At 65.3% G+C, this 26,968-nt stretch carries 35 protein-coding genes; 7 read left to right on the forward strand and 28 right to left on the reverse strand.

Annotated elements, in window-relative coordinates:
- Positions 1-65: 65 nt before the first annotated feature.
- The 6 genes from GO606_RS16395 to tnpA all read right to left on the reverse strand — a co-directional run bounded on the left by GO606_RS16395 (position 66) and on the right by tnpA (position 5,555).
- Positions 66-1,076: a site-specific integrase gene (locus tag GO606_RS16395; protein ID WP_169120826.1), complete on the reverse strand. Its 1,011-nt coding sequence runs from the start codon at positions 1,074-1,076 to the stop codon at positions 66-68.
- Entirely contained in the window at positions 1,073-2,020 is a 948-nt protein-coding gene (locus tag GO606_RS16400) for a tyrosine-type recombinase/integrase (RefSeq protein ID WP_169120824.1), read from the reverse strand. The genes GO606_RS16395 and GO606_RS16400 overlap by 4 nt, the downstream gene beginning before the upstream one ends.
- On the reverse strand, positions 2,017-3,267 hold the full coding sequence (locus tag GO606_RS16405) for a tyrosine-type recombinase/integrase (RefSeq protein WP_169120822.1): 1,251 nt from the start codon (positions 3,265-3,267) through the stop codon (positions 2,017-2,019). The genes GO606_RS16400 and GO606_RS16405 overlap by 4 nt, the downstream gene beginning before the upstream one ends.
- Positions 3,268-3,362: 95 nt before the next feature.
- A complete protein-coding gene (tnpC, locus tag GO606_RS16410) occupies positions 3,363-4,856 on the reverse strand; it encodes an IS66 family transposase (RefSeq protein WP_246979675.1) in 1,494 nt (497 codons plus the stop codon).
- A gap of 22 nt (positions 4,857-4,878) precedes the next feature.
- Complete coding sequence (gene tnpB / locus GO606_RS16415; RefSeq protein ID WP_211166846.1) at positions 4,879-5,238, reverse strand: IS66 family insertion sequence element accessory protein TnpB; 360 nt, start codon at positions 5,236-5,238, stop codon at positions 4,879-4,881.
- Complete coding sequence (tnpA, locus tag GO606_RS16420) at positions 5,238-5,555, reverse strand: IS66 family insertion sequence element accessory protein TnpA (protein ID WP_169120712.1); 318 nt, start codon at positions 5,553-5,555, stop codon at positions 5,238-5,240. Before tnpA ends, tnpB begins: the two co-directional genes overlap by 1 nt.
- 32 nt (positions 5,556-5,587) lie before the next feature.
- Between tnpA and GO606_RS16425 the strand changes: the two genes are divergently transcribed.
- Positions 5,588-6,046, forward strand: coding sequence for a Fic family protein (locus tag GO606_RS16425; protein WP_211166845.1), 459 nt, complete (start codon positions 5,588-5,590; stop codon positions 6,044-6,046).
- A 199-nt stretch (positions 6,047-6,245) separates the two neighbouring features.
- Here the strand turns inward: GO606_RS16425 and GO606_RS16430 are convergent, their stop codons facing one another.
- The 3 genes from GO606_RS16430 to GO606_RS16440 form a co-directional block, all read right to left on the reverse strand.
- Complete coding sequence (locus GO606_RS16430; RefSeq protein ID WP_246979676.1) at positions 6,246-6,671, reverse strand: GNAT family N-acetyltransferase; 426 nt, start codon at positions 6,669-6,671, stop codon at positions 6,246-6,248.
- A 68-nt stretch (positions 6,672-6,739) separates the two neighbouring features.
- The gene (locus GO606_RS16435) at positions 6,740-7,033 is read right to left on the reverse strand and encodes a type II toxin-antitoxin system TacA family antitoxin (protein WP_169120708.1); all 294 of its coding nucleotides are present in this window, start codon (positions 7,031-7,033) and stop codon (positions 6,740-6,742) included.
- Positions 7,034-7,049: 16 nt separating this feature from the next.
- On the reverse strand, positions 7,050-7,472 hold the full coding sequence (locus GO606_RS16440) for a hypothetical protein (protein WP_246979677.1): 423 nt from the start codon (positions 7,470-7,472) through the stop codon (positions 7,050-7,052).
- On the opposite strand from GO606_RS16440, the gene GO606_RS22190 reads away from it, so the two are divergent.
- Positions 7,465-7,689 carry a DUF6920 family protein gene (locus GO606_RS22190; RefSeq protein WP_425532220.1) on the forward strand — a complete coding sequence of 75 codons (225 nt, stop codon included), beginning with the start codon at positions 7,465-7,467 and terminating at the stop codon, positions 7,687-7,689. The genes GO606_RS16440 and GO606_RS22190 overlap by 8 nt on opposite strands.
- Positions 7,644-7,868, forward strand: coding sequence for a hypothetical protein (locus tag GO606_RS22195; protein WP_425532221.1), 225 nt, complete (start codon positions 7,644-7,646; stop codon positions 7,866-7,868). The genes GO606_RS22190 and GO606_RS22195 overlap by 46 nt, the downstream gene beginning before the upstream one ends.
- On the opposite strand, the gene GO606_RS16445 is transcribed toward GO606_RS22195, so the two are convergent.
- Positions 7,802-9,022 carry an IS110 family RNA-guided transposase gene (locus GO606_RS16445; RefSeq protein ID WP_246979205.1) on the reverse strand — a complete coding sequence of 407 codons (1,221 nt, stop codon included), beginning with the start codon at positions 9,020-9,022 and terminating at the stop codon, positions 7,802-7,804. The two genes, GO606_RS22195 and GO606_RS16445, sit on opposite strands and share 67 nt — an antisense overlap.
- A 176-nt stretch (positions 9,023-9,198) precedes the next feature.
- On the opposite strand from GO606_RS16445, the gene GO606_RS16450 reads away from it, so the two are divergent.
- From GO606_RS16450 to GO606_RS16460, 3 genes are all read left to right on the forward strand, one after another.
- Entirely contained in the window at positions 9,199-9,501 is a 303-nt protein-coding gene (locus GO606_RS16450; RefSeq protein WP_169120847.1) for a DUF6920 family protein, read from the forward strand.
- Positions 9,502-9,504: 3 nt separating this feature from the next.
- A complete protein-coding gene (locus tag GO606_RS16455; protein ID WP_169120849.1) occupies positions 9,505-10,470 on the forward strand; it encodes an alpha/beta fold hydrolase in 966 nt (321 codons plus the stop codon).
- Positions 10,471-10,636: 166 nt separating this feature from the next.
- Entirely contained in the window at positions 10,637-11,002 is a 366-nt protein-coding gene (locus GO606_RS16460) for a hypothetical protein (RefSeq protein WP_169120851.1), read from the forward strand.
- Between the two features lie 54 nt (positions 11,003-11,056).
- On the opposite strand, the gene arfB is transcribed toward GO606_RS16460, so the two are convergent.
- Positions 11,057-11,470 (reverse strand): alternative ribosome rescue aminoacyl-tRNA hydrolase ArfB, encoded by a 414-nt coding sequence (arfB, locus tag GO606_RS16465; RefSeq protein ID WP_169120853.1) that lies wholly within the window; start codon positions 11,468-11,470, stop codon positions 11,057-11,059.
- A gap of 48 nt (positions 11,471-11,518) precedes the next feature.
- Here arfB and GO606_RS16470 point away from each other — a divergent pair, with 48 nt between their 5' ends.
- Positions 11,519-12,817 carry an IS1182 family transposase gene (locus tag GO606_RS16470; protein WP_169120923.1) on the forward strand — a complete coding sequence of 433 codons (1,299 nt, stop codon included), beginning with the start codon at positions 11,519-11,521 and terminating at the stop codon, positions 12,815-12,817.
- A gap of 183 nt (positions 12,818-13,000) precedes the next feature.
- Here the strand turns inward: GO606_RS16470 and GO606_RS16475 are convergent, their stop codons facing one another.
- From GO606_RS16475 to GO606_RS16555, 17 genes are all read right to left on the reverse strand, one after another.
- Positions 13,001-13,855, reverse strand: a complete 855-nt coding sequence (locus GO606_RS16475) for a PA4780 family RIO1-like protein kinase (protein ID WP_169120077.1) — start codon at positions 13,853-13,855, stop codon at positions 13,001-13,003.
- Positions 13,852-14,121, reverse strand: coding sequence for a VF530 family protein (locus GO606_RS16480; RefSeq protein ID WP_169120079.1), 270 nt, complete (start codon positions 14,119-14,121; stop codon positions 13,852-13,854). Before GO606_RS16480 ends, GO606_RS16475 begins: the two co-directional genes overlap by 4 nt.
- Before the next feature lie 780 nt (positions 14,122-14,901).
- Positions 14,902-15,129 carry a hypothetical protein gene (locus GO606_RS16485; protein ID WP_169120081.1) on the reverse strand — a complete coding sequence of 76 codons (228 nt, stop codon included), beginning with the start codon at positions 15,127-15,129 and terminating at the stop codon, positions 14,902-14,904.
- A 206-nt stretch (positions 15,130-15,335) separates the two neighbouring features.
- Positions 15,336-15,659, reverse strand: a complete 324-nt coding sequence (locus GO606_RS16490; protein WP_169120083.1) for a hypothetical protein — start codon at positions 15,657-15,659, stop codon at positions 15,336-15,338.
- A gap of 13 nt (positions 15,660-15,672) precedes the next feature.
- Positions 15,673-16,818: a hypothetical protein gene (locus GO606_RS16495; RefSeq protein WP_169120084.1), complete on the reverse strand. Its 1,146-nt coding sequence runs from the start codon at positions 16,816-16,818 to the stop codon at positions 15,673-15,675.
- 201 nt (positions 16,819-17,019) lie between these two features.
- Positions 17,020-17,916 carry a coiled-coil domain-containing protein gene (locus tag GO606_RS16500; protein ID WP_169120086.1) on the reverse strand — a complete coding sequence of 299 codons (897 nt, stop codon included), beginning with the start codon at positions 17,914-17,916 and terminating at the stop codon, positions 17,020-17,022.
- A gap of 83 nt (positions 17,917-17,999) precedes the next feature.
- Positions 18,000-18,509 carry a hypothetical protein gene (locus tag GO606_RS16505; protein WP_169120075.1) on the reverse strand — a complete coding sequence of 170 codons (510 nt, stop codon included), beginning with the start codon at positions 18,507-18,509 and terminating at the stop codon, positions 18,000-18,002.
- Entirely contained in the window at positions 18,391-20,490 is a 2,100-nt protein-coding gene (locus GO606_RS16510) for a phage terminase large subunit family protein (protein ID WP_169120088.1), read from the reverse strand. Before GO606_RS16510 ends, GO606_RS16505 begins: the two co-directional genes overlap by 119 nt.
- 6 nt (positions 20,491-20,496) lie before the next feature.
- The gene (locus GO606_RS16515) at positions 20,497-21,951 is read right to left on the reverse strand and encodes a phage portal protein (protein WP_169120090.1); all 1,455 of its coding nucleotides are present in this window, start codon (positions 21,949-21,951) and stop codon (positions 20,497-20,499) included.
- Positions 21,951-22,157 carry a phage head-tail joining protein gene (locus tag GO606_RS16520; RefSeq protein WP_169120092.1) on the reverse strand — a complete coding sequence of 69 codons (207 nt, stop codon included), beginning with the start codon at positions 22,155-22,157 and terminating at the stop codon, positions 21,951-21,953. Before GO606_RS16520 ends, GO606_RS16515 begins: the two co-directional genes overlap by 1 nt.
- A 76-nt stretch (positions 22,158-22,233) precedes the next feature.
- The gene (locus tag GO606_RS16525) at positions 22,234-22,611 is read right to left on the reverse strand and encodes a helix-turn-helix domain-containing protein (protein WP_169120094.1); all 378 of its coding nucleotides are present in this window, start codon (positions 22,609-22,611) and stop codon (positions 22,234-22,236) included.
- A gap of 136 nt (positions 22,612-22,747) precedes the next feature.
- Complete coding sequence (locus GO606_RS16530; RefSeq protein ID WP_169120096.1) at positions 22,748-23,263, reverse strand: hypothetical protein; 516 nt, start codon at positions 23,261-23,263, stop codon at positions 22,748-22,750.
- A gap of 128 nt (positions 23,264-23,391) precedes the next feature.
- Positions 23,392-23,751, reverse strand: a complete 360-nt coding sequence (locus GO606_RS16535) for a hypothetical protein (RefSeq protein WP_169120098.1) — start codon at positions 23,749-23,751, stop codon at positions 23,392-23,394.
- A 278-nt stretch (positions 23,752-24,029) separates the two neighbouring features.
- The gene (locus GO606_RS16540; protein WP_169120100.1) at positions 24,030-25,586 is read right to left on the reverse strand and encodes a DUF3987 domain-containing protein; all 1,557 of its coding nucleotides are present in this window, start codon (positions 25,584-25,586) and stop codon (positions 24,030-24,032) included.
- Positions 25,579-26,403 (reverse strand): toprim domain-containing protein, encoded by an 825-nt coding sequence (locus tag GO606_RS16545; RefSeq protein ID WP_169120102.1) that lies wholly within the window; start codon positions 26,401-26,403, stop codon positions 25,579-25,581. Before GO606_RS16545 ends, GO606_RS16540 begins: the two co-directional genes overlap by 8 nt.
- Complete coding sequence (locus tag GO606_RS16550; RefSeq protein WP_169120104.1) at positions 26,393-26,734, reverse strand: hypothetical protein; 342 nt, start codon at positions 26,732-26,734, stop codon at positions 26,393-26,395. The genes GO606_RS16545 and GO606_RS16550 overlap by 11 nt, the downstream gene beginning before the upstream one ends.
- Positions 26,734-26,961, reverse strand: coding sequence for a hypothetical protein (locus GO606_RS16555; RefSeq protein WP_211166799.1), 228 nt, complete (start codon positions 26,959-26,961; stop codon positions 26,734-26,736). The genes GO606_RS16550 and GO606_RS16555 overlap by 1 nt, the downstream gene beginning before the upstream one ends.
- Positions 26,962-26,968: the final 7 nt, after the last annotated feature.

A 26,968-nucleotide genomic window follows, 5' to 3' on the forward strand; every position in this document is an offset into this window, starting at 1 on the left:
AGGCAAGGTCTGCCGCCGGGATCGGCCACTTGTGTGGCGGGCCGCGTACTTGAGTTTGCATAATTTCAGAGGCTTTCGAGGAATTTGAGGACAGCGTCGCTTGGGCGGTAGCGTTTGCGCTTGGTCTCCGGCGGCGCGAGCGTATCGAGGGCACGTTCCTTCATTGCCAGGTCGGCCTCGACGTAGCCATGGGTCGTGACCGGGCTCTCGTGCCCCAGCCACAAGGCGATGACCGTGATGTCGACGCCGGCCTGCAACAGATGCATGGCGGTCGTGTGCCTCCAGGAATGGGGCGATATTCTGCGCCCCGCCAGCCGCGGACACTGCGTCGTCGCCGCCGTGATCGCGAGGGCAAGTCGCTCGGCGACATTCGTGCGGGTCATCGCTCGCCCGCTGCGGTTGGGGACGAGGGGCTGGTCGGTGCGCAAATCTGCATACTTCAACCAGTGACGGATTTCGGCCGCCGTTTCTTTCCACAGCGGCACGGTTCGTTGCTTGCGGCCCTTTCCATGCAGACGCACCGAGGACGTCGCGCCGAGCGTGACATCGGCGACCCGGATGCCGATCATCTCGGAAACCCGCGCGCCGGTGTTGTAGAGCAACGCGAACATCATCCGATCACGACGACCACACCAGGTGCTCGTGTCGGGGGCGGCGAGAACGGCTTGAACCTCATCGCGGGAGAGATACTCGAGCAGGGGCCGCTCGAAGCGTTTCATGGGTATTGCCAGAATCTGCTGCGCGAGTTGCAACGCCGGCGGGCATTGCAAGGCCACGTAATGGGCAAAGGCGCGCACCGCAGCCAGTCGTGCGTTGCGGCTGCGCACCGTGTTGCGGCGCTCGGTTTCGAGGTGGGCGAGGAAGTCGAGGACCAGTGCCGCATCGAAATCCCCCAGCGTCAGCTTGGCCGGTGGCTTGCCCCGTTCTCGTTCTGCATAGGTCAGCAGCAGCCGGAAGGTATCGCGATAGGCCACAACCGTTCTCGGACTGGCGTTCTGTTGCTGGATCAGACGTTCGGCAAAGAAGCGCTGGAGCAAGGTGGCGAAGTCGGCGGGAACTGCGAGCAAGGGGTTCATCGCGTCGCTCCCTCGGTGTAACGATGGAAGCGTTCGGCGGCAATCGCCATCAGTTCTGGAATACCGGTGAAGTACCAGTAGGTGTCGCTCACCTTGGCATGTCCGACGTACGTCGATAGCGCCAGGACGGCCCGGTCGACATCGATGCCCTGCTCGTAGAAGCGCAAAGTGCTCCTGACTATGAAGGTGTGCCTCATGTCATGCAGGCGGTGATGCGGGTAGTCGCCGCGGGGCTGCCAGCCGAGTTGCTGACACAGCGCCTGCAAGGCGTACAGGATGTCGCGCCGATTCGCACAATGGCCGTCATCGCGCAGGAAGAACCGGTCGCAGGCGGGTCGAGGCACGAGCCGGTCACGCTGAAGAGCATATGCGTCCAGGTACTCAGTTACGGTCAGATGAAGCGGCACCAACCGCTGCCGGTGGAACTTGGCTTCCCGGATACGGAGGATTCCGGCCTCGAGGTCGACGTCGGCGCGTGTGAGCCCGAGCGCTTCGGAGATGCGCAGGCCGCTGGCGGCGAGCAAGCCGAAGATGCACCGGCAAGTCGCCGGCCGCAAACCATGCTCCGGCGCCAGGCCATTGGCTGCATCGAGCAGCGCGATCAACTCCGCCTCGGTGTAGATATGCGGCACCAGGCGCCGGTGCGCCGGGCCGAAGAGACCTCGTGGTGGCATCTCCGTCGCCGGATCGTCGCGCAGGCAGAAGCGTGCGAAGCCACGCAGAACGTCGATACGGCGTGCCCACGTGAGCGGATTTGGGCGCTGCGAAGACCGTGCCCATGCGCTGGCCAGCGCCACCGTCAGGTGATCTGCGGTACCACATCGGTCAGCAAAGCGGGCAAAGGATCGAAGCTGCGTGGCATCGATGCTGAGCTCGAATCCGTGACGGCGGCGATACGCCAGATACGTCTCGACCCGAGTCATCCAGGAAACCGGGGCGTTCATGACCGACTCCCGGGCCACGGCAGGGCCACGGCCCGCAAGCCTTCCAGATCGACGCGCGCGTAGCTGTTGGCCGTGTCGAGGCTTTGGTGGCGCAGGAAGTCGGCGATTTCTTTGACGGAGGCCCCTGAGCGCTGCAGATGCGTCGCCATGGTCCGCCGAAGTACATGGGTGTTGCAGAACCGATCGCTCAGCCCGCAGCGAACAAAGGCGCGATTCATCGAATTACGGATCGCCGGTACGCCCAACGGTTTGTCGAAGGGCGCGCGGTGTCGTACGAACAATGCCCGGTTCACGGTCTGCGGTCGTCCCCGCCGTAGGTACTGAGCGATGGCTTCGCCGGTGGACTCCGGCAGGGGCAACTGCTGCACGCGTTTGCTCTTGGTGCTGCTGATCGTCAGCGTTGCGCTGCGCCAGTCCACCGACTCCAGGGTCAGGTAGGTGACTTCATGGCCGCGCAGACCAAGATCGAGCAGGCAGCGCGCGATGGCGTAATCGCGCAGTCCGACAGGGTCAGCGCGATCGAATGCCTTCAGGAAGGCATCCAGTTCGGCGTCCGCGAGCACTTTGGGCAGAGTGGTGCGGCGCCAGTCCGCAATTCTTGGCAGGGAGGCCGCCAAGGCAGCGGTCGACTCACCCAGCAGGGCACGGTAACGAAAGTAGCTGCGCAGACTGTTGCCGACGACGCGCAGCGATGACGGCCGCAAATGTGAACTCAACTCGGCAAAGAATGTATCCAAGCGCGCTGCGGACAGCTGCGCGATCACGGGAGTTGAAACTCCAAACTCGCGAACAAGGAAGGTGCCGACATGGTGAACTCGGCGGTCACGGGTGACGGGAGCCAACCCACAAATGTTCGAGAGGTACTCGCCAAACCGCTCGAGTTCAACCGCCACCGGATCCGTCAATGTCGCTGCCGATGGGTCGCCGGGCAGCAGGCGGAGCATATGCCGTAGCGCTGCGCCTGAACTGGCGGCAGAGGGATAGCAAGGCGCCGGGCATGTGCAGGCAGGGAGGTGGTCGTGCAAGAAGCGCTTGATGAGCGCAGCATCAAGGCGCGACATCCTGATCTCGTCAGTCTTGATCCAGTGGCTGAAATGGGCCAGACCGCCCAGATAAGCGCGGATGGTGTGATCGGGATAGCGCTGGTTGCGCAACGCTTCGATGTAGGGGGCGACGACGTCGTTGAGCGGGCCGTCAGTCAGCCAGTCGCGACGAGCAAAGTTCGTCAGGCACGCATCCGTAGGCATGGTGTGCTCCTGTGGTGAGGGATCGGACTCACAGGAAACACCAATTCTTATGGCAGGTTCGCCGACAGCAATGAGAGCTGAGACCCCCGATGGCCCTAGGCTTCGCGGACGGTAGCGAGCAAACCTTGCCTAATAGTTGACCGAGGATAATTGCGCCCGACCACGAAGGGGCGGATGGCGTTTTCGGCCGGATTGTTGTCGACCGGCAGATCGCCGCGCTCGATATAGCGGATCAGGCGTGGCCACTGCCGATGCAGGTAGCCCAGTGCGCCGCCGAGCACCGAGGAAGGCGGCACGGTGGGGAGCACCTGGTCAAGCCAGCGGCGCAGTTCGTCGAGCACGGCACGGCTTCGGGTCTGGCGTTGCGCCAGACGCTCGGCGTCGTTCAGTTCGCGGCACGCCTTCTCGATGGCGTAGAGCTTGCCGATCAAGCCCAGCGCTTCGTGGGCGCGCCCGCGCTTGCCCGCGGGCAGCACCTTGCTGGCCTCGACGAAGCGGCGCCGCGCGTGAGCCCAGCAACCGAGCCGGGTCACCCCGTCGCAGAAGGAGATCGCCCCATAGCTTTCGAGCCCGTCGGCCATCAGGTGTCCTTTCCAGCCTTCGAGCAGGCGTAAGGGCACGGCCTGCGCACGGCTCGGATCGTACTCGAACAGGATCACCGGCGTGCCGGGTGGCCCGCCGCGCTGCACCCACATCTGGCTCGTGCTCGTGGGCGAGCGCCCGGGCTCCTTGAGGACCTGGATCGGGGTCTCGTCCATGTGGATCACGTCGTGTCCGAGCAACACGTCGCGCATCAGGTTGGCGATCGGCTGCAGCGCCCGGGCCGCACCGATCACCCAGCGCGCCAGCGTCTGGCGCGGCACGAGGACGCCCGCGCGGGCGAGCACGTACTCGAAACGCGCCAGCGGCAGGCCATCGACGTATTTGATGATGAGCAGCAAGGCCAGAGAATCGTTGCTGGCGTTGCTCTTGGGCAGCACCTGAGCCGGTGCGGGGGCCATGACCGGCGCCTGGTCGCCCTTGGGGCAGCCGTAGCGCTTGCGGATGTGACGCAGCACCCGCACCTGCATGGGCACGATGTCGAGCTGTTCGCTGACGTCCTGGCCGATCTCGACCATGGGTGTGCCGCAGGCGCAGGTGCGCTCGGCCTCGGGGACGTCGTGGATCACGTCGATGCGGGGCAGCTCGACCGGCAAGGGCTTGCGCTTGCCGCGCGCCTTCTTCTTGCCGGTGTCGGCGGGTGTGTCCTCAGACGTCTCGGTGGCCGACGGCAACGCTGCGGCGTCGCCGGCCTCGGGCGCGGACTCGACCAGCGCCTCGGCCTCGTTGAACAGCCAACCCTGGCCCGCGTGCGATTCGCTGCTGGGCCCGAACATGCGCCGACGTGCCAGGCGCAGTTGTTCGTAAATCTCGACGATGCGCGCTTCGAACGCTTTTTGCAGTTCGGCTTCGCGTGCCTCGAAAGCGCGCTGCTGTTCCAGCAGCAAGGCTTTGAGCACCGCCGGATCGTCCGGCAACTGCGCCGGGGGGACGAGCGCACACCCGCCGCTGGCGGAGTTCGAGAGGGGGTCGGCGGTGCTGCACAGCATGCCGCAATTATACCCGATTGAACTACGTAACTGACTGGAAATGCAGCGTTTTATGCGGCTTTGCCGCCCACAGATCGAAGCCTTCGAGCAGCCACTCGAGCTCCCTGGCCGTCAGCACGCAGGTGGCCTCGCCGGCGTCGGTCGCAGGCCAGGCGAAGCGCTCGGCTTCGAGCCGCTTGTACCACAGACAGAACCCGTTACGGTGCCAGTACAGCGCCTTGAGCTTGTCGCGGCGACGATTGATGAACAGGTACAACGCGTCGCCAAAGGGATTCAAGCCCAGCTCCTGCTCGACCAGCGCCGACAGTCCGCCGATCGACTTGCGGAAATCGATCGCCGACCGGTACAGATACACCGTGCCGATGCGGTGCCCCGGGTGCATCAGCGCCCCCGCTCGCGCAGTGCCGCCGACAGTGCGGCCAGCCAGTCGACGGCGGGCAGCGTTGCGCATTCGAGCCGCAACCCGGCATCGATCACCACCGTGCAGCCCGCACGCGCTGCCAGCGAAGGCTCGATCTGGATCGGGACGAATCCGCCGAGTTTGGCGCGACTGCGCCGACCGCCGGCCACCAGGCGCTTGCGCCATTGATAGAGCGCCTGCGGCGACAGGCCCTCACGCTCGGCATACGCCTTCGTGGTGATGCCCTCGGCCTCGATCGCCGACAGGTGCGACCACCAGAACTCGCTGCGCTCCGACATGCTCGTGCTCCCAGAAAAACGGAAGCCAGAGCATGCAGGCTCTCCAGCGGCTACATAAGGATGGGGTTCGTGGAGCGCTTACGCTCATTCAGGCAGGCTACGCCTACGTGCCATACAGCTCACTGGAAAGCGTGATCGAGCTGAATAAAGAGGCGTACTACCTTGCCTTGCGGCAGACGCAGGGTTCTATCCGGACGGATGCACCCAACTGGCAACCGTGGCTGGTGTTTTTCCTCCGGTCACTGGCCGAGCAGGTTCGGCGACTGGAAAAGAAGGTAGAGCGCGAGAAGATCGTGCTGGCTGCCTTGCCCGAGCTGTCACTGCAGATCGTCGAATTTGCCCGTGAGCACGGGCGCGTCACGATCGGCGATGCGATCAAATTGACGGGTGTCAGCCGAAACACTCTGAAGCAACATTTCCGCAACCTGGTCGAGCACGGTCATTTGAATCAGCAGGGCAGCGGGCGTGGTGTTTGGTACGAACTCAAGTGACGGGATTGATGGAGCACTGACGCCAGCACCGCCTGACTCAATTTGTGGCGCTCTCGTAGCGCGGTCAGTGAGCAAAGTTCCGACCCTGCAAGTAGACCTATGACCGTGGACTGCATACGCCTTGAGTTGCGTTCCGACCAGTAGTCGAACACGTTCACAACGAGCGCCGACGAGGAATGGAGCGCCTTCAACTCATTGTTCAGCGTACCCAGCGACGGGCATCCTTCAGGAGCAACAGCAGTTGCTGCTCACGCAGCGGCGAGGCGATGAACCCAAACCGGGTGTAGAACCGCGCCGCGTCTTCATCGATGGGGCGGGTCAGCATCGCCCGGATGCCGACTTGCTCGGCAATCAGCATCGTGCGTCGGATCGCATCCTGCAGCAGACCGAAGCCTATGCCTCGCCCCTGATCCTGCGCCGAAGCCGCCAGCCGCGCCAGGATCACCACCGGCAACGGGTACTGCCCCATCCCTTTTCGGATGCGCTCCGGCGCGTCCAGCGTATCGATCTGGCCGACGGTTAAACTGCAATAGCCTGCTACCCGGTCATCATCGGCCACGACGAAGGTCTTGGCTGAGCCGCTGCCCTGGGCCTGCCGGGCGTGACGCAGCAGCCAGTCGTTCAAGGCCAGTTTGCCACAGTCGAATCCGTCCAGCCGATGTTGGATGCTCAGGGGTTCAGGTCCGCGCAATGTCACTTCGCATCCCACGGCGCCTTGCGCGAAAACAGATCACGCAAGCCTTCATTGGGCTGCTCCGGTTGTTCCAGCAAATCCATCAGGGCTTGGTACTGACTACCGGAAACCATGAACAGGCGTTGGTCCAGCAAAGTCTGCTCGGCGGCCAAGCAGGCGCTGTCCAGGATGAAGTCGGTCAGGGATTTATGCGCCACCTCGGCGGCGCGGCGCAACACCACTTCCTGTTCGTGAGTGGCGCGTAGCCCCAAGCGGGCAGACCGGGCGGAAGGAGAGGATGCGATAGCAGCCATCACGGCACCTCGTTTGTCAGATCAACTGCCGCAATGTTAGTACAAACGACGCACACCGTCTAGTTCTGGCGGGCGACCGGTTGCCTTGGTTGACGATGAACCGGCGTGCGTGGCGCCGACAGAACTGGCTCACACACGTCGTCGACAGAGGCAACTGATCTGCATCGATGCCTTGCAACGCTACCCAGAACAAAGCGCCACGCTTGCGTGTGAACTGTCGCGCCGCGGAGTCGTCGAGGGTGGCAAACACCTGATCCAGCACGTCGTCCTCAACTGCACTTTGCATCACGAACGCCAGCATTCCGCCCGCAGGGGTCCCGTACACGGCTGCTTCGCGATTGGCAGTGCCTGTCGCCGCGTCGATGGCCTTCCTCAACTCCTCGCGGCCCTTATCCTTCGCCGCTTCGATCTTGGCAGGATCGAAGGGCTCTATGCGCACTTCCGCGCCTCCACCCAAGGTCGCGCTGGGAGTCGGATCCGGGCAAGCGCAACTGCTCTCTGCAGTGACTGTCGCTTCCGACAGGGACAAGCCTGAACTGAATTCAGGTTCACTGCATCGCTATCTGGCGGAAGCAGTCTGGTATCCGACCGCGCTGCTGCCGTCCGCGGGGTGCGGTGGAGTCCGATCGACAACCGGAGGGCCCTGGCCACACTGAGCGACTTGGGAAACACGGTGTCGCTGGAATTTCGGTTTAACGTGAAAGAGCCCACATCCGAGACGAGCGCGCGCCTGACCGCTGAAGGTCATGGGGTGGAAGGGCGGGTGAATCAGGCGGCTGCGCGAATGAAGCCGAAGCGAGTCAGCGCCTTGATCCAGCGTGGAGCGTTGCGTTGAACGGAAAGCGCCTCATAGTCGGTGGCTGAATCCCGGTAGTGTTCGCCACGTTTGAGCATGAAGTAGATGGTGCGCAGAATCTTGTGTGCCAAGGCGACGATGGCGCGTTTGTGGCCGCGGCGAACGATGAGCGACTGGAACTTCGACTGCAAGGCCGATTTGGTGCGGCTGGCGGCATGAGCGAACTCGCAGAGCAGGCGTCGGACATAGAGGTTGCCCTTGCGAACGCGTCCGGATTTGCGCTTGCCCGCCGACTCATTGTTGCCCGGGCAGATGCCGACCCAGGACGTCAGCCGATCCGCGCAGCCGAATGCCTCCATATCGGTGCCAATTTCCACCAGCAGCATGGCTGCGCCGATCAGATCGACGCCGGGCAGGGTTTGCAGCAAGGCGAGCGCGTTTCGTTCGTCCTGCAGTCCATCCAGAAGTCGCGCATCGAAGCGCGCAATGCGCGCCTCGATCTCCTCGACATGGTGCATCAGTTCATCGAGCACGAAGCGATGGCTGTCGGTCAGTTCCCCCTGCAAGGCATCGAAGATTTCCTCGCGACTGGCCTTGAGTCGCCGACTGGCGAACTTCAGCACCTCGTTCGGCGAGTGCCCTTCGATGATGGCCTTGACCATGGCGCGTGCCGACTGACCATGCAGATCGCTCACCACCACGCCCAGGCGGATGCCGCCGTCGGTCAGCACCTTGTGCAGGCGGTTCTTCTCGGAGGCCAGCAGACCCACCAGTTTCTGCCGCTGCCGCGAAATCAGACGCAACTCACGCAGCCGTGCCGGCGGCACGAACGAACCGCGCAGCAATCCGGCACGCGAGAGCGTCGCCAACCATTGCGCATCGCCGACATCGGTCTTGCGTCCGGGAACATTCTTGACGTGCCGGGCATTGACCACTTGCCCACGGATGCCCACCGCTTCCAGTGCGGCATACGGGCTCTTCCAGTAGATGCCCGTGCTCTCCATCACCACCTGATCGGGAGCAAGCGATGCCGCCCAGTCGGCCAGTGCGCGCCGATCGCGTTTGAACGCACCGAATTGCCGCTGTTCGATACGCGTCGTGCCGTCGGCCTCTTCGAGGATCGCGCAGGCCGTAATTTGCGCCTGATGCACATCCAGTCCGATGACTCGTTTGTGTAGCGCTACCAGTTCCATGCCATCTCCCGTCGAATTACACTCAACAGTGGAAGGGGGCGGGTGCCAGAACTGAAAGTGCCTGAAGGCGACAAGTCGCCGACGGCCTGTTTAACGTGCGCTCTCTATGGAAGCAATCCGGGGTACGAGTCAGTTCGGCGGGTCACGTTAGCTTGCGGGGTCGAGCCGCCAAAAAATTGCGCGACCTCTTCCCGCCTCCTTCCACCCCGAATTCTCTTTCATCATCAGGGGTGGCGGCCATCGCAATCACCGTTAGCGACGTAGCCGAGGTCGTCGGGATTTATACGGAGGGACGCTGGAGCCGCACGGCGAATGGGTACGAACTGACGCCGTGGGAGGGGCACTTCAGCGCGTACCGCCGCCACCAGGGAGTGCTCGTGCCCTCCAGCGGTGAGGTCGGCTGGTATGCGAACGGGCGGCTGGAAATCGTCTGGAAGGGCGAGATCACTTCGCTTGAGTACGAATTCGAACGGGTCTAGGGGATGAAACGAACCGTGCTTGTTGCTGGAACCCTCCTGATCCTGGCCGTCGGATTGATGTACGTTCAGTACCGATCCGATCTTTCAGCTGCCCGCCGGGAATTGCGGGCGGGCAGCCAGATCGCTCAGACGGCGTGTGGCCCTGTCGAGTACGCCGTAGCGGGATCGGGACCGGCCGTGCTGGTCATCCACGGCGCCGGCGGTGGCTACTCGCAGGTGGCAGCAATCAGCGAATTGCTCGCGACCTCGGGCTTCCAGGCGATCGCGATGTCGCGCTTCGGCTACCTGCGGACGCCGCTGCCGGTAGATGCGTCGCCGTCTGCGCAGGCTGACGCCCACGCCTGCCTTCTGGATGCGCTGGGTGTATCGAAAGCTTCAGCCTTGGGACTATCGGCCGGAGCCCCCTCGGCCATCCAGTTTGGCCTGCGCCATGCGGCGCGCTGTTTCGCTCTCGTCCTGCTCGTACCAGCCATCACCGTGCCCGGGCGTGATGTCGCCGAAACGACCCCGCCATCTGCGTTCTGGCAGCTCGTATTCGACTACGTGCTCAGATCGGACTTCGCGATCTGGGTTGTGACCTGGTTTTGGCCGGAGATGCTCGTTGAAACGGTACTGGCCACTCCTTTGGACGAATTTCGTCACGCGAGCGGGGCAGAGCGGCAGCGCGGTCTCGGCGTGATCCGGGATATTTTCCCGGTGAGCCTCAAGGTCGACGGCTTAAAGAACGACACCCTCGTTACGATAACGACGACCGCTCACCACTTGGAGCGGATAACGGTCCCAACGCTGGCAATCAGTGCGAAGGACGATCTATATAGGACCGATGGTGGTGCGCAACATGCGGCAGAACAGATACCAGGAGCGCGTCTGATCTTGTTTCCCACAGGCGGACATGCCTGGCTGGGACATGATGCCGAAGTCCGTGATGAGTTAGTGACCTTCCTGCGCGGGGCCACTTCATCTCAGTAACGAACGACAGGATTTGGGCGGCCAATTTGACGCTCTGATAGGCGCCTTCGGGTCCTCTGGCGAAGTTGGACACACCAACGCCATTGCGACGTCCTGCCACGAAAAACCTGATCCACTGGCAAGCACCGTCCGTGCTACGGTACGACTTTCCGCGAGAAGCAAATCGATGAGCCCGCAGCCCCCTTCCCCTCCACCCGCCGACAGCCGCGGCACTCGCGCCGCGCTGCTCTTCGCCTTGACGGCCGAACGCCTGTCGGTCTTCTATGAGCACGGGCAGTGGCCTACCGCGGCGCAAGGCGCGAGTCTCGTCGCAGCGTGGCTCGGTCGCAGCGGGCGCAGTCTTCCGCTGGCCGATCGTCGCCTCCTGTCGGAGCTCAGTGATGAGTTGGCCCGCCAGCTTGTCGGCTCGCTGCCGCGCGAGGCGGGGCTACAGACGGTGCACGAGATGATGGAGGCGCTCGACCCCAGGTACGAATCCGACCTGGCCCGCGCACTGATGGCCGAATGCACGAAGCTGCTCGACGCGGCCTGATTCCTTGTCGCGTGCCGCGGCGCGCCGAGATGCGCCATCGGCCAGCCCCACGCCCTAATCGCCCACCTTCCCCCGCCCCGCTTTCACTGATGCGCGCCGCGCCTTACCCTCCAGGCGCCGGGTAACGGCGGCACGCGTCGGCCGGGTGGCGCGGCGGGCCTTGGGCGGTGCCGCCACGCGGTTGATCAGCTCCTCCAGCCGCCGCAGCGCGTCGGCCCGGTTCTTCTCCAGGCTGCGGAACTTCTGCGCCTTGATGATCACGACGCCGTCCTTGCTGATGCGCTGGTCGCCGAGTTGCAGCAGGCGCGTGCGGATCGCCTCCGGCAGGGTGGAGGCGGTGATGTCGAAGCGCAGATGCACCGCGTTCGACACCTTGTTCACGTTCTGCCCGCCCGCGCCCTGGGCGCGGATCGCGGTGATCTCGACTTCGTCGGGTGAGAGGCTGTGAAAATTTCCGGCATGATATATGCGTTTAGTATAATTGCTGCTTGAGATTGGAACTGGACTGCACAGCTGATGAAGACGCGAGCACGGGTGTTGTTGCCCAACCGGGGGCAGATGGAGTTTCGGGCGAGCGACCTGGAGTCGCTGCTGCCGGCAGGACATCGGGCGCGGCTGGTGTGGGCCTATGTCGAACGGCAGGATCTGACGCGGTTCTACGCGGGCATTCGTGCGGTCGACGGTGGCGTGGGACGGGCGGCGATCGCGCCCGAGATCTTGCTGGCGCTGTGGCTGTACGCCACCCTCGACGGGGTGGGCAGCGCGCGGGCAGTGTCGCGACTGATCGAATCGCACGATGCCTACCGCTGGTTGTGCGGGGGCGTTCAGGTCAATCACCACACCTTGTCGGACTTTCGCAAGGACCACGGCGAGGCGCTCGACGAGTTGCTCTCGGTGAGCATCGCCAGTCTGATGGCCGCTGGCGTGGTCAAGCTGCGTCAGGTGGCGCAGGATGGCATGCGGGTGCGGGCGAGCGCCGGGGCGGGCTCGTTCCGCCGGCACGAGAAGCTCGAAGCTTACCTGGAGGCGGCGCGTGGGCAGGTGAGCCGGCTCAAGGCCGAGCTCGAAGCCGACCCGGCGCAGGCCGAACGGGCACGGCAAGCGGCGCGGCTGCGGGCGGCCAAGGAACGTGAAGCGCGGCTGGAGCAGGCGCTCTCAAGGCTGCCCGAGATCGAAGCGATCAAGCAGCGGCAAGGCAAGAAGGCGGCTGAGGCGCGCGCATCGATGACCGATGCTGAGGCGACGGTGATGAAGATGGGCGACGGCGGCTTTCGGCCCGCCTACAACCCGCAACTGGCCTCGGATGCCGACAGTCTGGTGATCGTCGGCGTCGAAGTGGCCACCGTCGGCAGCGACCAGGGGCAGCTGGTGCCGATGCTCGAGCAGGTCACCGCGCGCTGTGGCCAGGCGCCCGACGCCTGGCTGGTCGATGGTGGCTTCGTCGGCCACGAACAGATCGAGCGCGCCGCCGAGCACACGGTCGTGTATGGCCCGGTGCCCGCGCCCAAGGACAAAACGGTCGATCCCCACCAGCCCAAGCTCGGCGACAGCGCTGCGGTGGCGGACTGGCGGCAGCGCATGGGCACCGACGAGGCCAAGGCCATCTACAAGCGGCGCGCGGCCACCGCCGAATGCGTCAATGCGCAGGCGCGCAACCGCGGCTTGCTGCAGTTTCGGGTGCGCGGGCTGGCCAAGGTCAAGTGCGTGATGCTGATGTTTGCCCTGGCGCACAACCTGATGCGCATGGCCGCCCTCGCGCCGGAGTTGCTCGGGATAGGGACAGGTGCGTCCACAATCCCCGGAATCGGGGCTTGAGGGCGAAAAATCGGCGGAAATTGGTCAGATGAGCAGGCTATAGCGGCACAAACGATGCAAAACACATATCCCGCCCGGCGCCACGGCGTCAGAACCGCTTGCGTGACCAGCGGGTCGCGTGAACGAAAGATTCACAAGCTCTGAGACGATCACGTGAGGGCGCATCGGAGTCCAGCTTGCGGTTCAGGCGGTGCCGGCCGCCGCCCTGCCCGCCTGGCGCGCGGCCTCTTCCTTGCGCGCCGCCTCGATGATCTGCATGACTTCGTCGACATCGGCGCAGCCGTCTTCCGTCCTGAAGATTCCGGTGAGCTCACTGTCGGGCAGCAGCCTGCCGGATTCGTACAGCGCCCAGATCTCCTTGCCGTAGTCGGTGTCGCGCAGATCGGGGGCGAACTGGCCGAAGTAGGCGCCGAGGTTGTCGACATCGCGCTCGAGCATGGCGCGCGCATTGTTGTTGGCCGCCGCATCGACGGCCTGCGGCAGATCGATGATCACCGGCCCGTCGCGATCGACGAGCACGTTGTATTCGGACAGATCCCCATGCACGATCCCGGCGCACAGCATGCGCACGACCTGGCGCACGAGCTCGGCGTGGTAGCGCCGCGCATCGTCCTCGCTGAGCACGACGTCGTTGAGCCGCGGGGCCGGTTCGCCGTCCTCATCGGTCACCAGCTCCATCAGCAGCACACCCTCGTGAAAGTCGTAGGGCGTCGGCACACGCACGCCGGCCGCGGCGAGCAGGCGCAGCGCGTCGACCTCGGCGTGCTGCCACGCGGCTTCCTGCTCCTGCCGACCGTAGCGCGAGCCCTTGGCCATCGCGCGCGCCTGGCGGCTGTTCTTGACCTTGCGCCCCTCAGTGTAGTCGGCCGCCTTGTGGAAACCGCGCTTGTTGGCTTCCTTGTACACCTTGGCGCAGCGCACCGCGTCGCCGCACTGCACGACATAGACCATGGCTTCCTTGCCGCTCATGAGTTGACGCAGGACGGCATCGACGAGCCCGTCGGCCACCAGTGGTTCAATTCTGCTCGGGGTCTTCATGCTTTGGGGCCACTCCTCGGCGCCTTGCCGTCGATCGCAGCGGCCGCTGCGCGCAGCGCGTCAAGATACAGTGCTTCCACCTGTTCGCGCGCCCACGGCGTGCGGCGCAGGAACTTAAGGCTCGAGGCGATGCTCGGCTCGTGGTTGAAGCAGCGAATGTCGATCCGCCGCCCGAGCCCCGCCCAACCGAGGCGGGTCACCAGTTCGTTCAGGATCCGCTCCAGCGTGAGACCGTGCAGCGGGTTGTTGGGCTGGGGTGCTGTCATCGCGTTCTCTCGCCTCCGGGCCGGCGGTGGTGTGGATCGATTGCGCCAGGGAATCGTGTGTGGAGGGGGTCGGTCGGTTTTGCTCACGGCATAAGTTCGGCCACGGTCGCCCTCGCCCACCAAAGCACGTTTCAAACATGCCTTCGTAACCCATTGATTTGTATATGTCGCGTGCGAAACCGCCTTTCGCACAAACAGAGAGTAGAGAGCCCTCTCTGCCTAATTTTTGTGCAATTTATGACGAATGTGGGGTTTCAGGTGCGCCCGCACCTTTCGCACGGATCGCCGGAACCCGCGCCAGTGCTGGCGTTTCGGGCAGATAAGACAAAGCCCGGAGCGAGTCCGGGCTTTGAGGGTGTGGCCGAAAGGCTATCTAACAATCGGTTAAAAGCCTTATGTCGCAAGGGATAAGAAAGCTGCATCGCTTCGTATACCGTCAAAAATACCGTCACCCGTAAGACATCATCCGCGCAAGCTTCCCCGGTAGCGGGTTGTAAAGGTGCCGGATGTTGCCGAGCAAGGACGACTCTGCGGGCCTTGCGGTTGCCGCCATCCGGCGTTGAAGGGTAGGCAGGCCAGCGCGCCCTGGTAAACGCGCTGGCCATGCGGGCGACCATGAAACACCCTTGCCCGTTGAAACAGATCAGGAATTCATGCTTGGGCTCGGTGATTCGATCGAATAGAACTCAACCCCTACCCCCTGTCGAAAAAGTCGACTAACTCGAATAACACGCGGTGCGGGGAGTGCATTGCTGTTGGTCGAGTTGGGGGCGAAGTCCATCAGGCGCGATCCGCAAGCGTCGTCCGGATCTTATCCAGATAAACCGCCACGTCCTGCGAGTGGAAATACGGGATCTGCCCGCGACGAATGACCGGGATACCGAGCGTCCGCGCGCTGAGCTGGTTGCGCACGGTTCCCGGCGCCAGGTGCAGGACTTCGCTCAGCTGCGCGACGGTGAGCAGCGGGCCGTATTTTTCGAGCAGGTAGGCGTGAACAAGCAGGGACATGGTGTGACTCCGCGATTCTGTCGAACGAGGGCGGCGCGGCGCACAGCCCTCGGCTTTGTCGTTGAACCCCATCCCCCGGCGGAAGCGGGGATGGGGTTCAACAGCGCGGGTGACCTGCCCTGCTGTCGGTCGATCCGGGCTTAGAGGGCCGCCGCCTACAGACCGGTGAAACGACTGCTTGGGGCGTGGGCGATGAAGAATACCGTTTACGGGTGCTCCGCGGGGTCGGGCGGCGTTGGGGTGGGGATGAGGCTGGCCGCTGCAGCAGGGGCGTGCACGCCGGTGTGATCGTAGGAGATGACGGTGTAGCCGGCGCCGTTCTGGCGGGGGGCGATCCCGTCGAATGCCCAGGCGCCGGCGGCATCGCTCCATGTTTTTGCAACAAGCACCGGTACGTTCACACTGCGCAACAGCTGCACGCGGCGCGAGGTTGGAATATTCGGCGAGCCGGCGATGGAGGTTGTGCCGCGGAGCCTATTCAGGCCGCGATCGGCACGATGGATCGTCAGGGTCGTCAGTCGCATCATCATGGCCTTGTCCCCGTCAGTCCCATTTGCCGTTGGCGCCGAGGTCGATTGCGTAGAAGCAGTTGTGAGCGGCGACGATTCGCAGGCCATCGCCCGGCACGCCACGTAGGCCTTCGTACGAGCCAGCGCTGAAAGGCAGGTGTCGCACTTGCGGCGCAACACCGCGGGGGATGCCTGCTGTACTGTCGTTTTCGAGGATCTGCACCGGCTCGCTCGGCAGCGCGTCGCCAGATATTGGCGTCGCATAGCTCGCGGCGCCGGTGACATAGCTTCCCGCGAATATCGGTTTCGCCAACACCGCCCCTGCCACTCCTGCTCCGTTCCGGGCCAGGAACACTCCGTTTGTCGAGTTGCCGGTTCGGGAGTGCGGTAGGTTCCCGCTGCGTGGAGTCTGCCCGGTGTACATCGTAATTGCCTCCCCCGAAGAGTATGGCCCGCTGCACAGGGACGCGTACGCATCCCCGGCTGCAGCCCCGAGCAGATCTCCGAATGTCGCGTGATTAAAGAGGTTCGAGTAGTACGGCGCAGAGAAAATCGCGAACCGGCGGCCGTCCGCTACCAAACGCCACGGCCTGGCGGTTCCAGAGGCGGCGTACGATTTACCGACCCACAGTCCGCCGGATAGCTGCGTGTCCGTGGGGTACGGCCCCGTACCGGTGTCGGCGTCGCTCATCTCCTCGAACCCGCGCAGGCGCGCCGTGGTGGTGCCAGTGTCGTCGACTCGCACAAAGTGACGCAGGCCCGCAACGTCCAAGCCGCGATAGACCGCCGTATTGGTCGCCGCAAACACTTTCTCCCATCCCGCGGGTGCCCGCATCGCGGTGATCGTGCCGGTCGCGCTGCCGGCGGCAATGCCGAGTCCGGCGACCGACCATACCGCCGTCGACCCCGTCACCGAGGCGAGCCGCCAGGCGCCGTTGAGCGCGGCAGGGGTCGCACCGGCGACGCGGATCACGTCGCCCTCCCCGTAGAAGTGACCGGCGCTGATCTGCGCGGTGGCGATGCCGTCGGCGACCGTCAGAGAGTTGATCACGCGCACGTCCCAGCCGTCGACGAGGCAGGCGTCGAGCACGCTGATCAGCGCGCCGGCCGTGCCGGACAGCACCGGCGCGCCGGCCATGTCGGAGCGGTAGTAGCGGACCTTGTTGCTGATTGTCGTCATGATGCCTCCGGGTTACGGGCGGCGCCGGGGGCGGACAAACCACAACCCTCCGCCCCTTCGCCAAGAGGTTCGGCTGCACCCTGCTGGCCGCTCGGGCTCAAGCTGTCGGCCACATCTTTCTCCCGCGTGAATCGCATCATGACCGGGCGTTTCTCTGCCTCGTCAACGGGGGCAGAGAGGACCATTGGAATGTGACCGCGCTTATTGGCAGGCATGTTCAACCCCCTCCGTCGCTTCCGGCAGGGTGATTTCTTCTACCAGCCGCCTGATGCTCCGGCCGGTCAGGCTGCCTGCGTTCGGCGCCAGGCGGTCGATATTGAGTTTGCGGAACAGGTAGTGGGCGTCCGTCCCGGCCAGGGATCGCGCCGCGACGATACGGGCGCCGATCAGGGAAAGCTGCTCGACAACGTCATCCCACTGGGCGGCGTATTTGGCTTCGATGGCGGTTCCCATCTGGAATCGCGCTTCCTTCGCACGCTCTTTCGCAGCGGCGTCCAAGTCATCGAGTTTTGCGGTTTCGGCCTGCAGCGCGTCGAGCACGACACGTTGGCGCTGCGTGGCCTCAACCGTATCCTGCGCGGCTTTGAGGGCTGCATCGGCTGTCTTCTGGGCTTTCTCGTCGCCACTGGCAACAGCTTGTGCATACACCTCTGCGGCAGCCTTTGCCGCGGCGTCCGTTTGCTCGGATGCGCTCGCGAGCTGTGATTGAAGTGCCGTCAGCTTGGCGGCGACCTGGTTGCGGCGCACGGCGATGGATTGCGATTCGGCGTGCGCTGCAGCATGTGCCGTGCGTGCCGCCTTGATGTCGCTTTCCGCGCTCTCGGTCTTGAGGCAGAAGGCCAGGCGCTTTTCCAGATCCGGGAGCTTGAAGTTACGCAGGTCGTCGACGGTCGCCTGCTCGCGGCTCAGGGTGGCGGCGATTTCTTGCGCACGGAGGTGGGCGGAGGTGGCGGCGCCCTGGTAGTTTTGCGGCAGGCGGATCTCGGCGTATTCGGCCGACAGCGCAGCAATGTGCTCGTCGAGTGCCGCGATTTGGCGGTTCACTTTGGCGATCTCGTCTTGCAGCGATTCAGCCTTGGTCTTGATGGCAGGAGGCATGGTCTGTCCTTGAGGAGGGAAGCCCATCATTCCATCGCCGCGCCGCGGGCGCCTGTGGAGGAATTTCCGCGTTACGGCGTCCTTTATGGCGTGCTGAACACCATCGGGAGCAGGCCGATCGCTTCGGCCTCGGCGCGGCAGCGCCCGACCTGCTTGGTGCTGACGCCGACCAGGTCGGCGACGTCGCGGGCGCCTGTGCCGGCGCGCAGGAGCCCGGCGACGCGGCGCACGCGCCGCAGGCGGTGGAAATCCTCGGCGCCGGCGAGGTCGAGCTGCTCGCGTCCGAACGCGGCGGACAGGCGCAACGCGGCCTCGAGGCCGAGGGCGCGGACGATGACGTGGTCGGCCTCGATGGTTTCGGGGACGTAGAGCCGCGTGCCGCCGAAGAGCGCGAGCAGGCGCAGCGTGGCGGTGGTGCCGATGGCGGCGCCGATGTCGTCGATGAGGTTGGTTTGTATGGTTGTCGCTCCCTGGTTATCGGCTGAGATAGGCGCTTCGGGTGGCGCGCCGCTGCGGGCGTGGCGCCACGGCTGGCGGGTTGTGCTCGCGGAGCTTGGGCGGCAGCACAGGTGCGGGCCCTGACAGCTCGCCATCGGCCGGCGGCTGGGTGGGCGCTTGGGTGGAAGGGGTGGCGGTCGGCGCGGTCCCTTCCGCAACGGGAACCGAAGGCGGCGCAGAGAGGAACATGTCGGACTGCAGCGGCTCGACCTTCTGGCGCACCCTCGCCCACTCCTGCGCCGTGTAGGCATGCAGCCCGAGGTAGTACACGCCGGCGAGGTTATAGACGAAGGTGTCGAGCGCTTCGTTACGGTCGCCGGGTTTCTTTACCCATTCCGCCTTGGCATGGCCCTTGAGGTAGCGCACGAGCTTCTTTTCCGCGACCAACTGATCGAAGTATTCGTCCGGCAGTTGCGTCGAGAAGTGGCAGGCGCCCGGGCCGCTTGTGAGCGGCAGGCGGCCGTGTATCCAGTCCTTTGCCACGTCTGTACCGACGAACCACAGCTCGGCGCCGTCATTGACGGTGCTGCCGCGCCACGAGACATCCACCTTGACCGGGCGCGAAGCCATTACGGGGCGGTTCGGTTTGGACGCACCCTTGATGCCGAGGATGTTGCGGTGCCGCCGGTGCCGGACGAAGTTGTAGACGTCCTGCGTGTTCGATCCGCCGGTATCGATGCAGCACGCAGCAATGCGCATCGGCACGCCGCGATGGTTGAGCACCGGCGTATTCAGGATTTCATCCAGGCGGCGCCACACGTCTTCCTGCGTCGGGTCGCCCCACAGCACGCGGTAAGCGACCACCCAGTTCTCCAGCCCCTCGCCCCAGGCCTTGATTTCGAGTTCCAGCCGGCTCGGTTGCGTGTCCACCGCAGCCGTGAGCGCCAGGCCGCCGAGCGGGACGATCCCCAGCGGATAGGATTCGGCGCGCGCGCGCAGCTCGTCGGCCTTGGTCGACGACACCGCCGCATCCCAGGCCTTGGCGAGCCGGGTGTTGACGAAAACCTGCATCGGCTCGGGGTCGCCCTGATCGAGCTTCTTCTTCGCCTTGAGGTACTGGCGCGCGAGGGATAGCCAGCTCACGAATCCAAGCGGCGCATACAAGGCGTTGAGGTGGAAGCTTTCGGTCTGGCCGTCGCCGACCTGTTCCGGGCGCCACTCCGCGGTGCCGCCCATTTCGCAGTCGGGCAGGAAGCGCGCCTTGTCGGCCTCCTCGATCTCGCAGCCGCAATGCGGGCAGACGTACCAGGCGCGCGAGGGCAGTTCGTCGTGGTCCCAGTGGATTCCGCCGTGCGCCGTTTGGCCCGTGGCGTCCCTGACGGCAACACTCCATTCGAGCACCTGGTGCGTGTCGCAATGCGGGCACGCGATCCAGTAGCGGTTGCGCGTGCCCTGGTTGTACAGCGCGTCGATGCGGCTCAAGCCCTCGACCGTCGGGGAGCTGGTGAGCAGGATCTTGGCGTTGTATTCGAACGTGCTGGTACGGGTTTCGGCCAGCTCGACCGGGTCGCCTTCACCGCCGACGTTGCCTTCCCATCGGCCGATCTCGTCGCCATAGACGTAGCGCGCCGGAATTTCCGCCAGGTTCGAGGCGCTGCCGGCGGTGGTGATGTAGAGCACGCCGCCGTCGAACTCCTTCGTGTCGGTGGTGTTGCGGCTGTCCCGGCTGCGGGGGGCGGCCACGCGGGCGCGCATCGCCGGCACCAGCTTGATGGCATCGGCGATGCGGGCGGAGACGCGCTTGGCGATCTTATCGGTAGGCAGTAGCGCCAGCACGTTGGCGGGCGCCTGACAGATGATCGACCCCAGCCAGTTGATCGCGGTCTGCGTCTTGAGCAACTGGCTCGGCCCTTCCACGACCACGCGCCGGCACGGATGCGACGGTGACAGGCAGCGCATGATCTGGCGGGCGAACGGCGTGCGCTCGGTGCGATAGCGTCCCGGCTCCGCGCTCTTGCCCTGCGGCAGGACCATGTTGGCGTCGGACCATCGGTCAACCGGCAGGTCGGAGTCCGGAGCGAGCCCGGCCTGCGCCGCCCGCAAGGCGACCAGGCCACCGTGTGACAATCCCTTCATGCGGGATCACGCCCCGCGGCCGGAACCCCCGGCAGGCCTGACGCGCCTGTCGCGTTCGGCATCCTCGGCCCGGAGCTTGTCGACTTCGTCGGGGTCTTCGCCGGTCGCGGCGATCACTTGGCTGCGGGCACGGAAACCAGCCTCGACTTCGATTCGCTTCGCCTGGACATCCTGCACCGGGTGAATGTAGGCCCACGCCTCGGGCGCCCAGGTGACCCGCTTCGCCTCCCGGACTTCGGCCCCCGAGAGGTGGCCGCCCAGCCCTGCATGGACGGCCCAGGCGTCGCGCACGGGCTGGCACAGCATCGGAATGATGATCTGCCATTGCCGCTGTCCGCAGTGCCGGCGGAACTCGTTGAGGATGATGCGCAGGCTGCGATCGGACACGTCCTTGAGGTCGCCGGTCAGCAGTTCATACGGCAGCCCCTGCCCAGCCGAGACGCCGAGGTGCTGGGCACGGACGAATTCGCTGTAGTTCGCCCCCGAGTCCGGCGGCTCGGAAAACTTCACGTCCTCGCCCGGCGCGAGCTCCTGCACGAGTCCGGGCTCCATCATGATGACCGGCGAGCCATCGCTTTCGGTTGCGCTGTAGGGCTGGCCGGTGGTCACATCGATCGGCATCGGCCCGGTAGGGGTCGGTCGGGTGACGAAGAGCGTGAAGAGGTTGGCCAGGCGCTGGCGCTCGAGCACCGCGTCGTCGAAATCCATCACGCCGCGCAGCTTGGCCAGCACCGGCGCGAGGTCGGACACGCCGCGAAGCTGGCCCGGCCGCAGCGGCTCGAACATGTGCCGCATCTGGTCGACCGGCACGCGCACCAGTTCGGAGAAGTTCGCGGCGCCGAAGACCTGGTCGCCCGGATGAGTGCGGTACACCCAGTAGGCGACGCGGCGGCCGATGCGGTTGAACTCGATGCCGGAGCGGATGACGTTGCCGGCCGGCAATGGGCGGTCGATCGTCGGCACCATGTCCGACTCGATGAGCTGGACCTGCAGCGGCACGGTAAGGCCGTCGTCGCGACGCCGAGGGCGCAGGCGAAAGAAGACTTCCCCCGAGGTGATCCACGATCGCGTGGCGAGCGTCTGCAGGCCGTAGAAGTCGAGCACGCCGTCAGCGTCGGCCTCGCGCACCCACGAATCCCACAGCTCGATCAGCTTCGCCTTGAGCTTTGGGTCGGTGGTGCGCGGGCGCGGAACAATGCCCGAGCCGATCAGGTTGGTGACCAAGGAACGGGCGCCGGCCGCTGCGCTCCAGTCGTTGCGTACGGCATCGCGGGTGCGGTTGCGGATGGTTTCGAGGCCGGCCGTGGCGCGATTGGGTCCGGTGCTGGGGGCGCGCCAGCCCCGCATGCGCCGGCCCTGCCCGGCAGCGTCGTACTGGGCACGGGCAACGAACGGGGCATCCGCGGCGGTGTGCACCGGGGCGGCCGTGGCTGTGGGGCGGCGGGTGCGCTTGCGGGCCATCAGTAGCCCCTCCCGCCTTGAGCGAGGTAGGCGCGCCGGGGGCGCGATTGACCCGCGGCGAGTTGGCGCTGCAGATCGTCACGGGCGAGGATGAGTTCGGAAACCGAGCGGTATTCCACCGTGCGTCCGTCGCTGAATCGCACCAGGCGCTCGCCGTGGGCAATGGCGCCGTTCAGGCTGTCAATATCGGATTGGGTAATGGGCATGGCTGCATCCTGATGAGGGTTGGATGCAGTCTTTCACCTTCGACGTGCTGGCGCCTGTGGGGGAATTTCCGTGCGGTCAGTCGTGCGGCAGGCATCGCCCGATCAGGCGCATCCGGGCGCCCTCGTTGCGGATGTTCCTGATCGTCCTCGGCGTGTAGTCAAAGCGCCGGGCGAGTTCTTCCACGGTCACGCCATCGGCGAGCAGGCGCACGACTTGGCGCACGCGACGCAGGCGCATGAACTCCCCCGCGGCGGGTACCGATATCGTTTCACCCCTCAAGGTAGCGACCAGGTGCCGGAACGGAGTCCTGCCGACTACCAGCGCGATCGGGTGCTCCGCATCGGCCATCATGGGAACGTACAACTGGCCACCGCCGAAGACCGCGACCAGGCGCATCGCCGCTTCGGTGCCCATGACGGCGCCCAGGTCTTCGAGGGTTCCGTTCAGTTTCATTCTGCGCGGTCACCTGTGATCATTCGTTGCCGGGCGCCGTGTCGCGCCGGCCCTGCGCTCGATGCGGGGGACGAAATCGAGCGATGAACGGGGGTCGTGTCGGGGGCAACGAGGCACCGGCAAGCGGGCTGCAGCGTCACTTTCCATCCTCCTGTTCGGCAATCCGGGCCAACGTCTCGTCGTTCAACTGGCTGAATTCCTCCAGGCATCGGCGGATCTCCGCACGCATGAGCTCGGCAGCCGCCTGCGGGGTGAGCCCGACCACCTGCGCGGCCAGCCGGTTCGGCACCGACAGGAGTTGATCGCGCAGCATGCGGTGCGCGGCGTACAGGGCGCGGTGCACGCGCTCGACTTCGCACAGGCCGTGCTTGGCGCGGGCGAGCTCGATCTCGGCGAGTTCAGCCTGCGCCGTCTCCTTGCGCGCCCTCGAGGCCAGGAATTCGGCCGAGGCGTTTGCACTGGCGGCGCCGTGCGCACCGCCCTCGCCGCGCGCTTCCGGGCTCCAGGACGGGTGAAGGTTCTCGGCTCGCCACGCCCGAGCGGCTGCCACGCTGTCGGTGGGCATGCCTTTGGCCGCGAGCTTGCTGATCTGCCCCTTGGAGAGCCCGAGGGCTTCGCCAAGGCCGGTCATGGTCATGGTGCTGTCATCCATCGTATCGATGTGTCCTGTTTCCTGATTTTGAAAGCCAGCCACTACCGAAGGCTCGCGCTCTCCGTTACCCGTGTTCGGCGGCGATGTGCAGGGGCCCCCGGTTTCGCGTGAGGCGCCCGCTGCCCTGGTCATACCCAGTGCATTCCGGGGGCACGATCCATCAACTCCTTGACCTTGACGCGCATCGTTTCGATATCGTCGAAGAGGCCCGACTCTCTGAGTTCGGCCTCCATCCCCGAAGCCGTCACGGTGTCGCCTCGACGGTCGGCCACGAAGTAGGCACGGCGCAGTTCGGCGGCGTCGGACAGATCCACCGGAACCGCGGTCGCGATCCATACTTCGAACGCCAGTCGGCCGTCGATCTGCGGGTGATCCGCCATCCAGTCGAGGAACACGGGCTGCAGATCGGTATCGAGCGCCAACATGGTTTCGGTGAGGAAGTGGGCGAAATGCTGTTCGGGGCGGGTTTCCTGCTGGTGATGCGTCATGTCGAACTCCTTGCAGTGATTGCGTCGGGGCCGGTCGGCTTGGTAGCGGCCAGGAAGCCGGCCGTTTGTCTTGATGGGCACTCTTTCGCGAGCAGTGACCCGTCCGCCTTCCCCCTGTCGAATAAGTCGAATAAGTCGATCAACCGGCTCTCACTCAGATGGGGAGGATTCCGGTTGTTCGAGTTAGTCGACATATTCGGTAGTCGATGTGCCTTATGGCGTAATGTGTTAATAAGAAAGAAAAAAGGTTAAAAATTTCTTCTAGGCGAATATCCCGGCTACGTCGATAGAGCCTTCGGATTCACCGCGCACATCGGCGTCGCTCTGGCGCCCTTGTTGCGGCGTTCGTAGCAGCGCACCACGTACTGGTGCTCCAGGCGCTGCAGGGCTTTGGTCAGGCGCTCGACGGTGCGGAATCGCCCTTCCATCGCCTTCTGGCAATCCGGCCGGCTGAACTCCTGCAGGTCGTTGGCACGCACCCATTTGAGGATGGCCGCCGCGTCGGTGTCCGTCGCATCGGTGCCGAGCAGGCCGAAGGCGGCTTGCGCGTGGGAAATCAGCAGGCAGCCGAGCTTCACCGCCCGCTCCATCGCCGACTGACTGACCGCCTCCGAGTGAAGTCCCATCTCCCCGAGTTCGAGCAGCGCGGCGATGCGCGCGACTGCGCCGGGTAGCTTGCTGGTCCAGTCGCTGATGGACTCGTACCGCCCGCCTTCGCCCTGGTTGTCCTCAATCTCCTGCGCGAAGTCGAGCCAGTGGTCGCGCGCTGGGTCGGTCATTTCGAGCACGCGCGGCTTGCCCGGCCGCACCTGGATGTCTTCGAGCAGGCGGAAGATTGCCGCCTCGTAGTCATCCCGCACCGCGCGAGGGATCGGCACATGGCGGCGCACGTCGCGCTTGCCGACGTTGCTGATCGGCATCGCGTAGAGGAAGCGGGCCAGCAGGCCGGAATCCCGGAAGCGCCGCGAGCCGGCCGCCTCGGACAGCACGCCCGGCTGCAGCGCCAGGCCAAACGACAGGGCCGGCTTATCGACGTGCGCCGACCGCCCCGCTCGATCCACGCGCATCGCGGTGCCGGCGTGCCCCTGCAGATACACGTCGTTGTTCGCCTGCCCGCCCGAGTAGAGGCCGGCGAGGTTCGCGAAGATGCCGCCCTCGTCCGACAGCACGGCCATGCGTTCGCCGTGCTCCACGAGCAGCGATTGCAGCCGCTCGCCCGTCACGTCCCCGGTGAAGAGGCGCGGCGCATAAACCTCCTCGGGCATGGCCTCTTCCTCGCGCTGGATGTCCGCGCGGTAGCCTTCGCGTTCGGCGTCGTCCTTGGCCTTGGCGGATTCGGCGAGGAGGCGCTCGATGCGCTTCTTTGCCACCGCACGCGCCGACGAAACGCGCACGATCTCGGAACGCATGCGGTCGCGCTGGACCTTCTCCCAGTGCAGCAATGGCTCCGTCAGCGCTTTGATGACGCTCGTCTTGCGCGCCCCGCTCGGCAATGCCGTGAGCGTCCACAGCGCCAGCGGCTCGGTGTAATCGTCGCCGAAGGGGGCCACCTCGAAGCGCCGTTGCAGCACTGTGGCGAGCACGGACAGGCCGACCATGACCGCCAGCGCAGGCGGCGTCTGGCTGGATTCGGCGACCGCGCCAGCCATCGCCCCCAGCCAGCTCGGCAGGACGTCGGCGGGGATATCGGGCGTGCGGATCGTCCCCGGCAGGATCGGGTCCGGCCATTCCGGCGCCGGCGTTTGCACGGGCTGAACCGCTTGTGCGACCACTTCCCGCACCGCATCGAGCCCGACAACCTGCGCCATGTCATTGAAGTCGGTGAGCTTACCCATGCGCCATCTCCCCGAACTTCGGCAGCGCCACGCGTCCGCCTACCGCCTTCGCTGCGGCATGTGCCGCCGACACCCCGGGGTTTCCCTTGGTCTCGCGGTCATCGTCGGCGCATACGACGAAGCGCAGCCTCGGAAACTTGCTCCGCAAAGCCCGGGCCACCGGGAGCAAATTCCCTGCATTGAAGGCGACCGCCACCGCGTTGCCCGTCGCCTGGTAGAGCGTCGCGCCGGTCGCGTACCCTTCGGCCAGCAGCAGCACGTCCGCCGGGCGGCCGATCGCGAAGTAACAGCCGGCGAGGCGCCCGCCGGTGAGGAAGCGCTTGGTGCCGTCCGGGCTGATGAACTGCAGCGTGTGGAGCCGCCCTTCCGCATCGCGCGCCGGCACCATGATTTGGTCGCGCAGCACCCGCAGTCCGAACGCATGCACGCCCTTGGCGCGTAGGTACAAGTTATCGTCCGTGGCCGGCTTCGCCCCGTTCCAGAGCTTCAACGCGCGTGCTGCCGCCGCTGCTCTGACGCGCGCCTCTTCGTCACATCGAGCGCGCTGTGCGGCCTGCAGCTTGCGCTGCAGCTCGGCACGCTCGGCGGGCGTCATGGTCTCGTTGCTGTTTGCGCGCCAGGTGTGGTGTTCGCCCGTCTTCCACGAACCGAAGGCGCCGGCTGCGACCGGCTGGCGGTGCAAGACCGCCCAGCCGTTGCGGCTGCCGGCCTTGTCACCCTGCACCCGAAAGCGCACGAGCTTGCCCTCGGGCAGATCGAAGGGCTTGAGCGGCGCCAAGCCTGCCGCCGCGATGGCCCCCAGAAATTCAGAATCCATCGAGCGCCTCCACAACCGCACCGGGAAACTGAGTGCAAATCTCGTTCGCCGTCGAGAGCTTCGGGCAGACAACCCGGAACGGCTCCTGCCCCGGCAGCGAGACCATCCATTCCCGGCTGGTGCGAGCGGCTGCAAAAGCCTGCATGTCCGCGAGCATCCTCTCGGCACCGGGCTGGCCTTGGCGCTTGTACATCTTCAACTGACGCACGATCTCGCGCCGCTGCGAGCGCGAGCCGTACTGCATCGTCCATTCGTAATCGACCAAGCCGGGCTGACGCGGGTTGGCATCACGGCCAAGGCCAGCCCCACGGGGATAGTTATCGTGAGCCATCACTTATCTCCATCCGGCAGATGCAGCTCGGGCGGCTTCGTGTGCACGCGCAGATGCCCGTGCCCGGCGAGGAAGTTCCGGTACGTCGCGATCGCGACATTCCATGCCGCGTGCTCTACCGCGGCGCCGGCCTCGAGGATGTTGCCGTCAACGTCGATCACGGCGAGGCGGGCGGGGCGGCCGTCGAGGGTGGTGATGGTGAGGCCTTCGTGGACGACGCCGCTCATTGCGACG

This window comes from Aromatoleum anaerobium (assembly GCF_012910705.2).
In the GTDB taxonomy this organism is placed as follows: Bacteria; Pseudomonadota; Gammaproteobacteria; order Burkholderiales; family Rhodocyclaceae; genus Aromatoleum; species Aromatoleum anaerobium.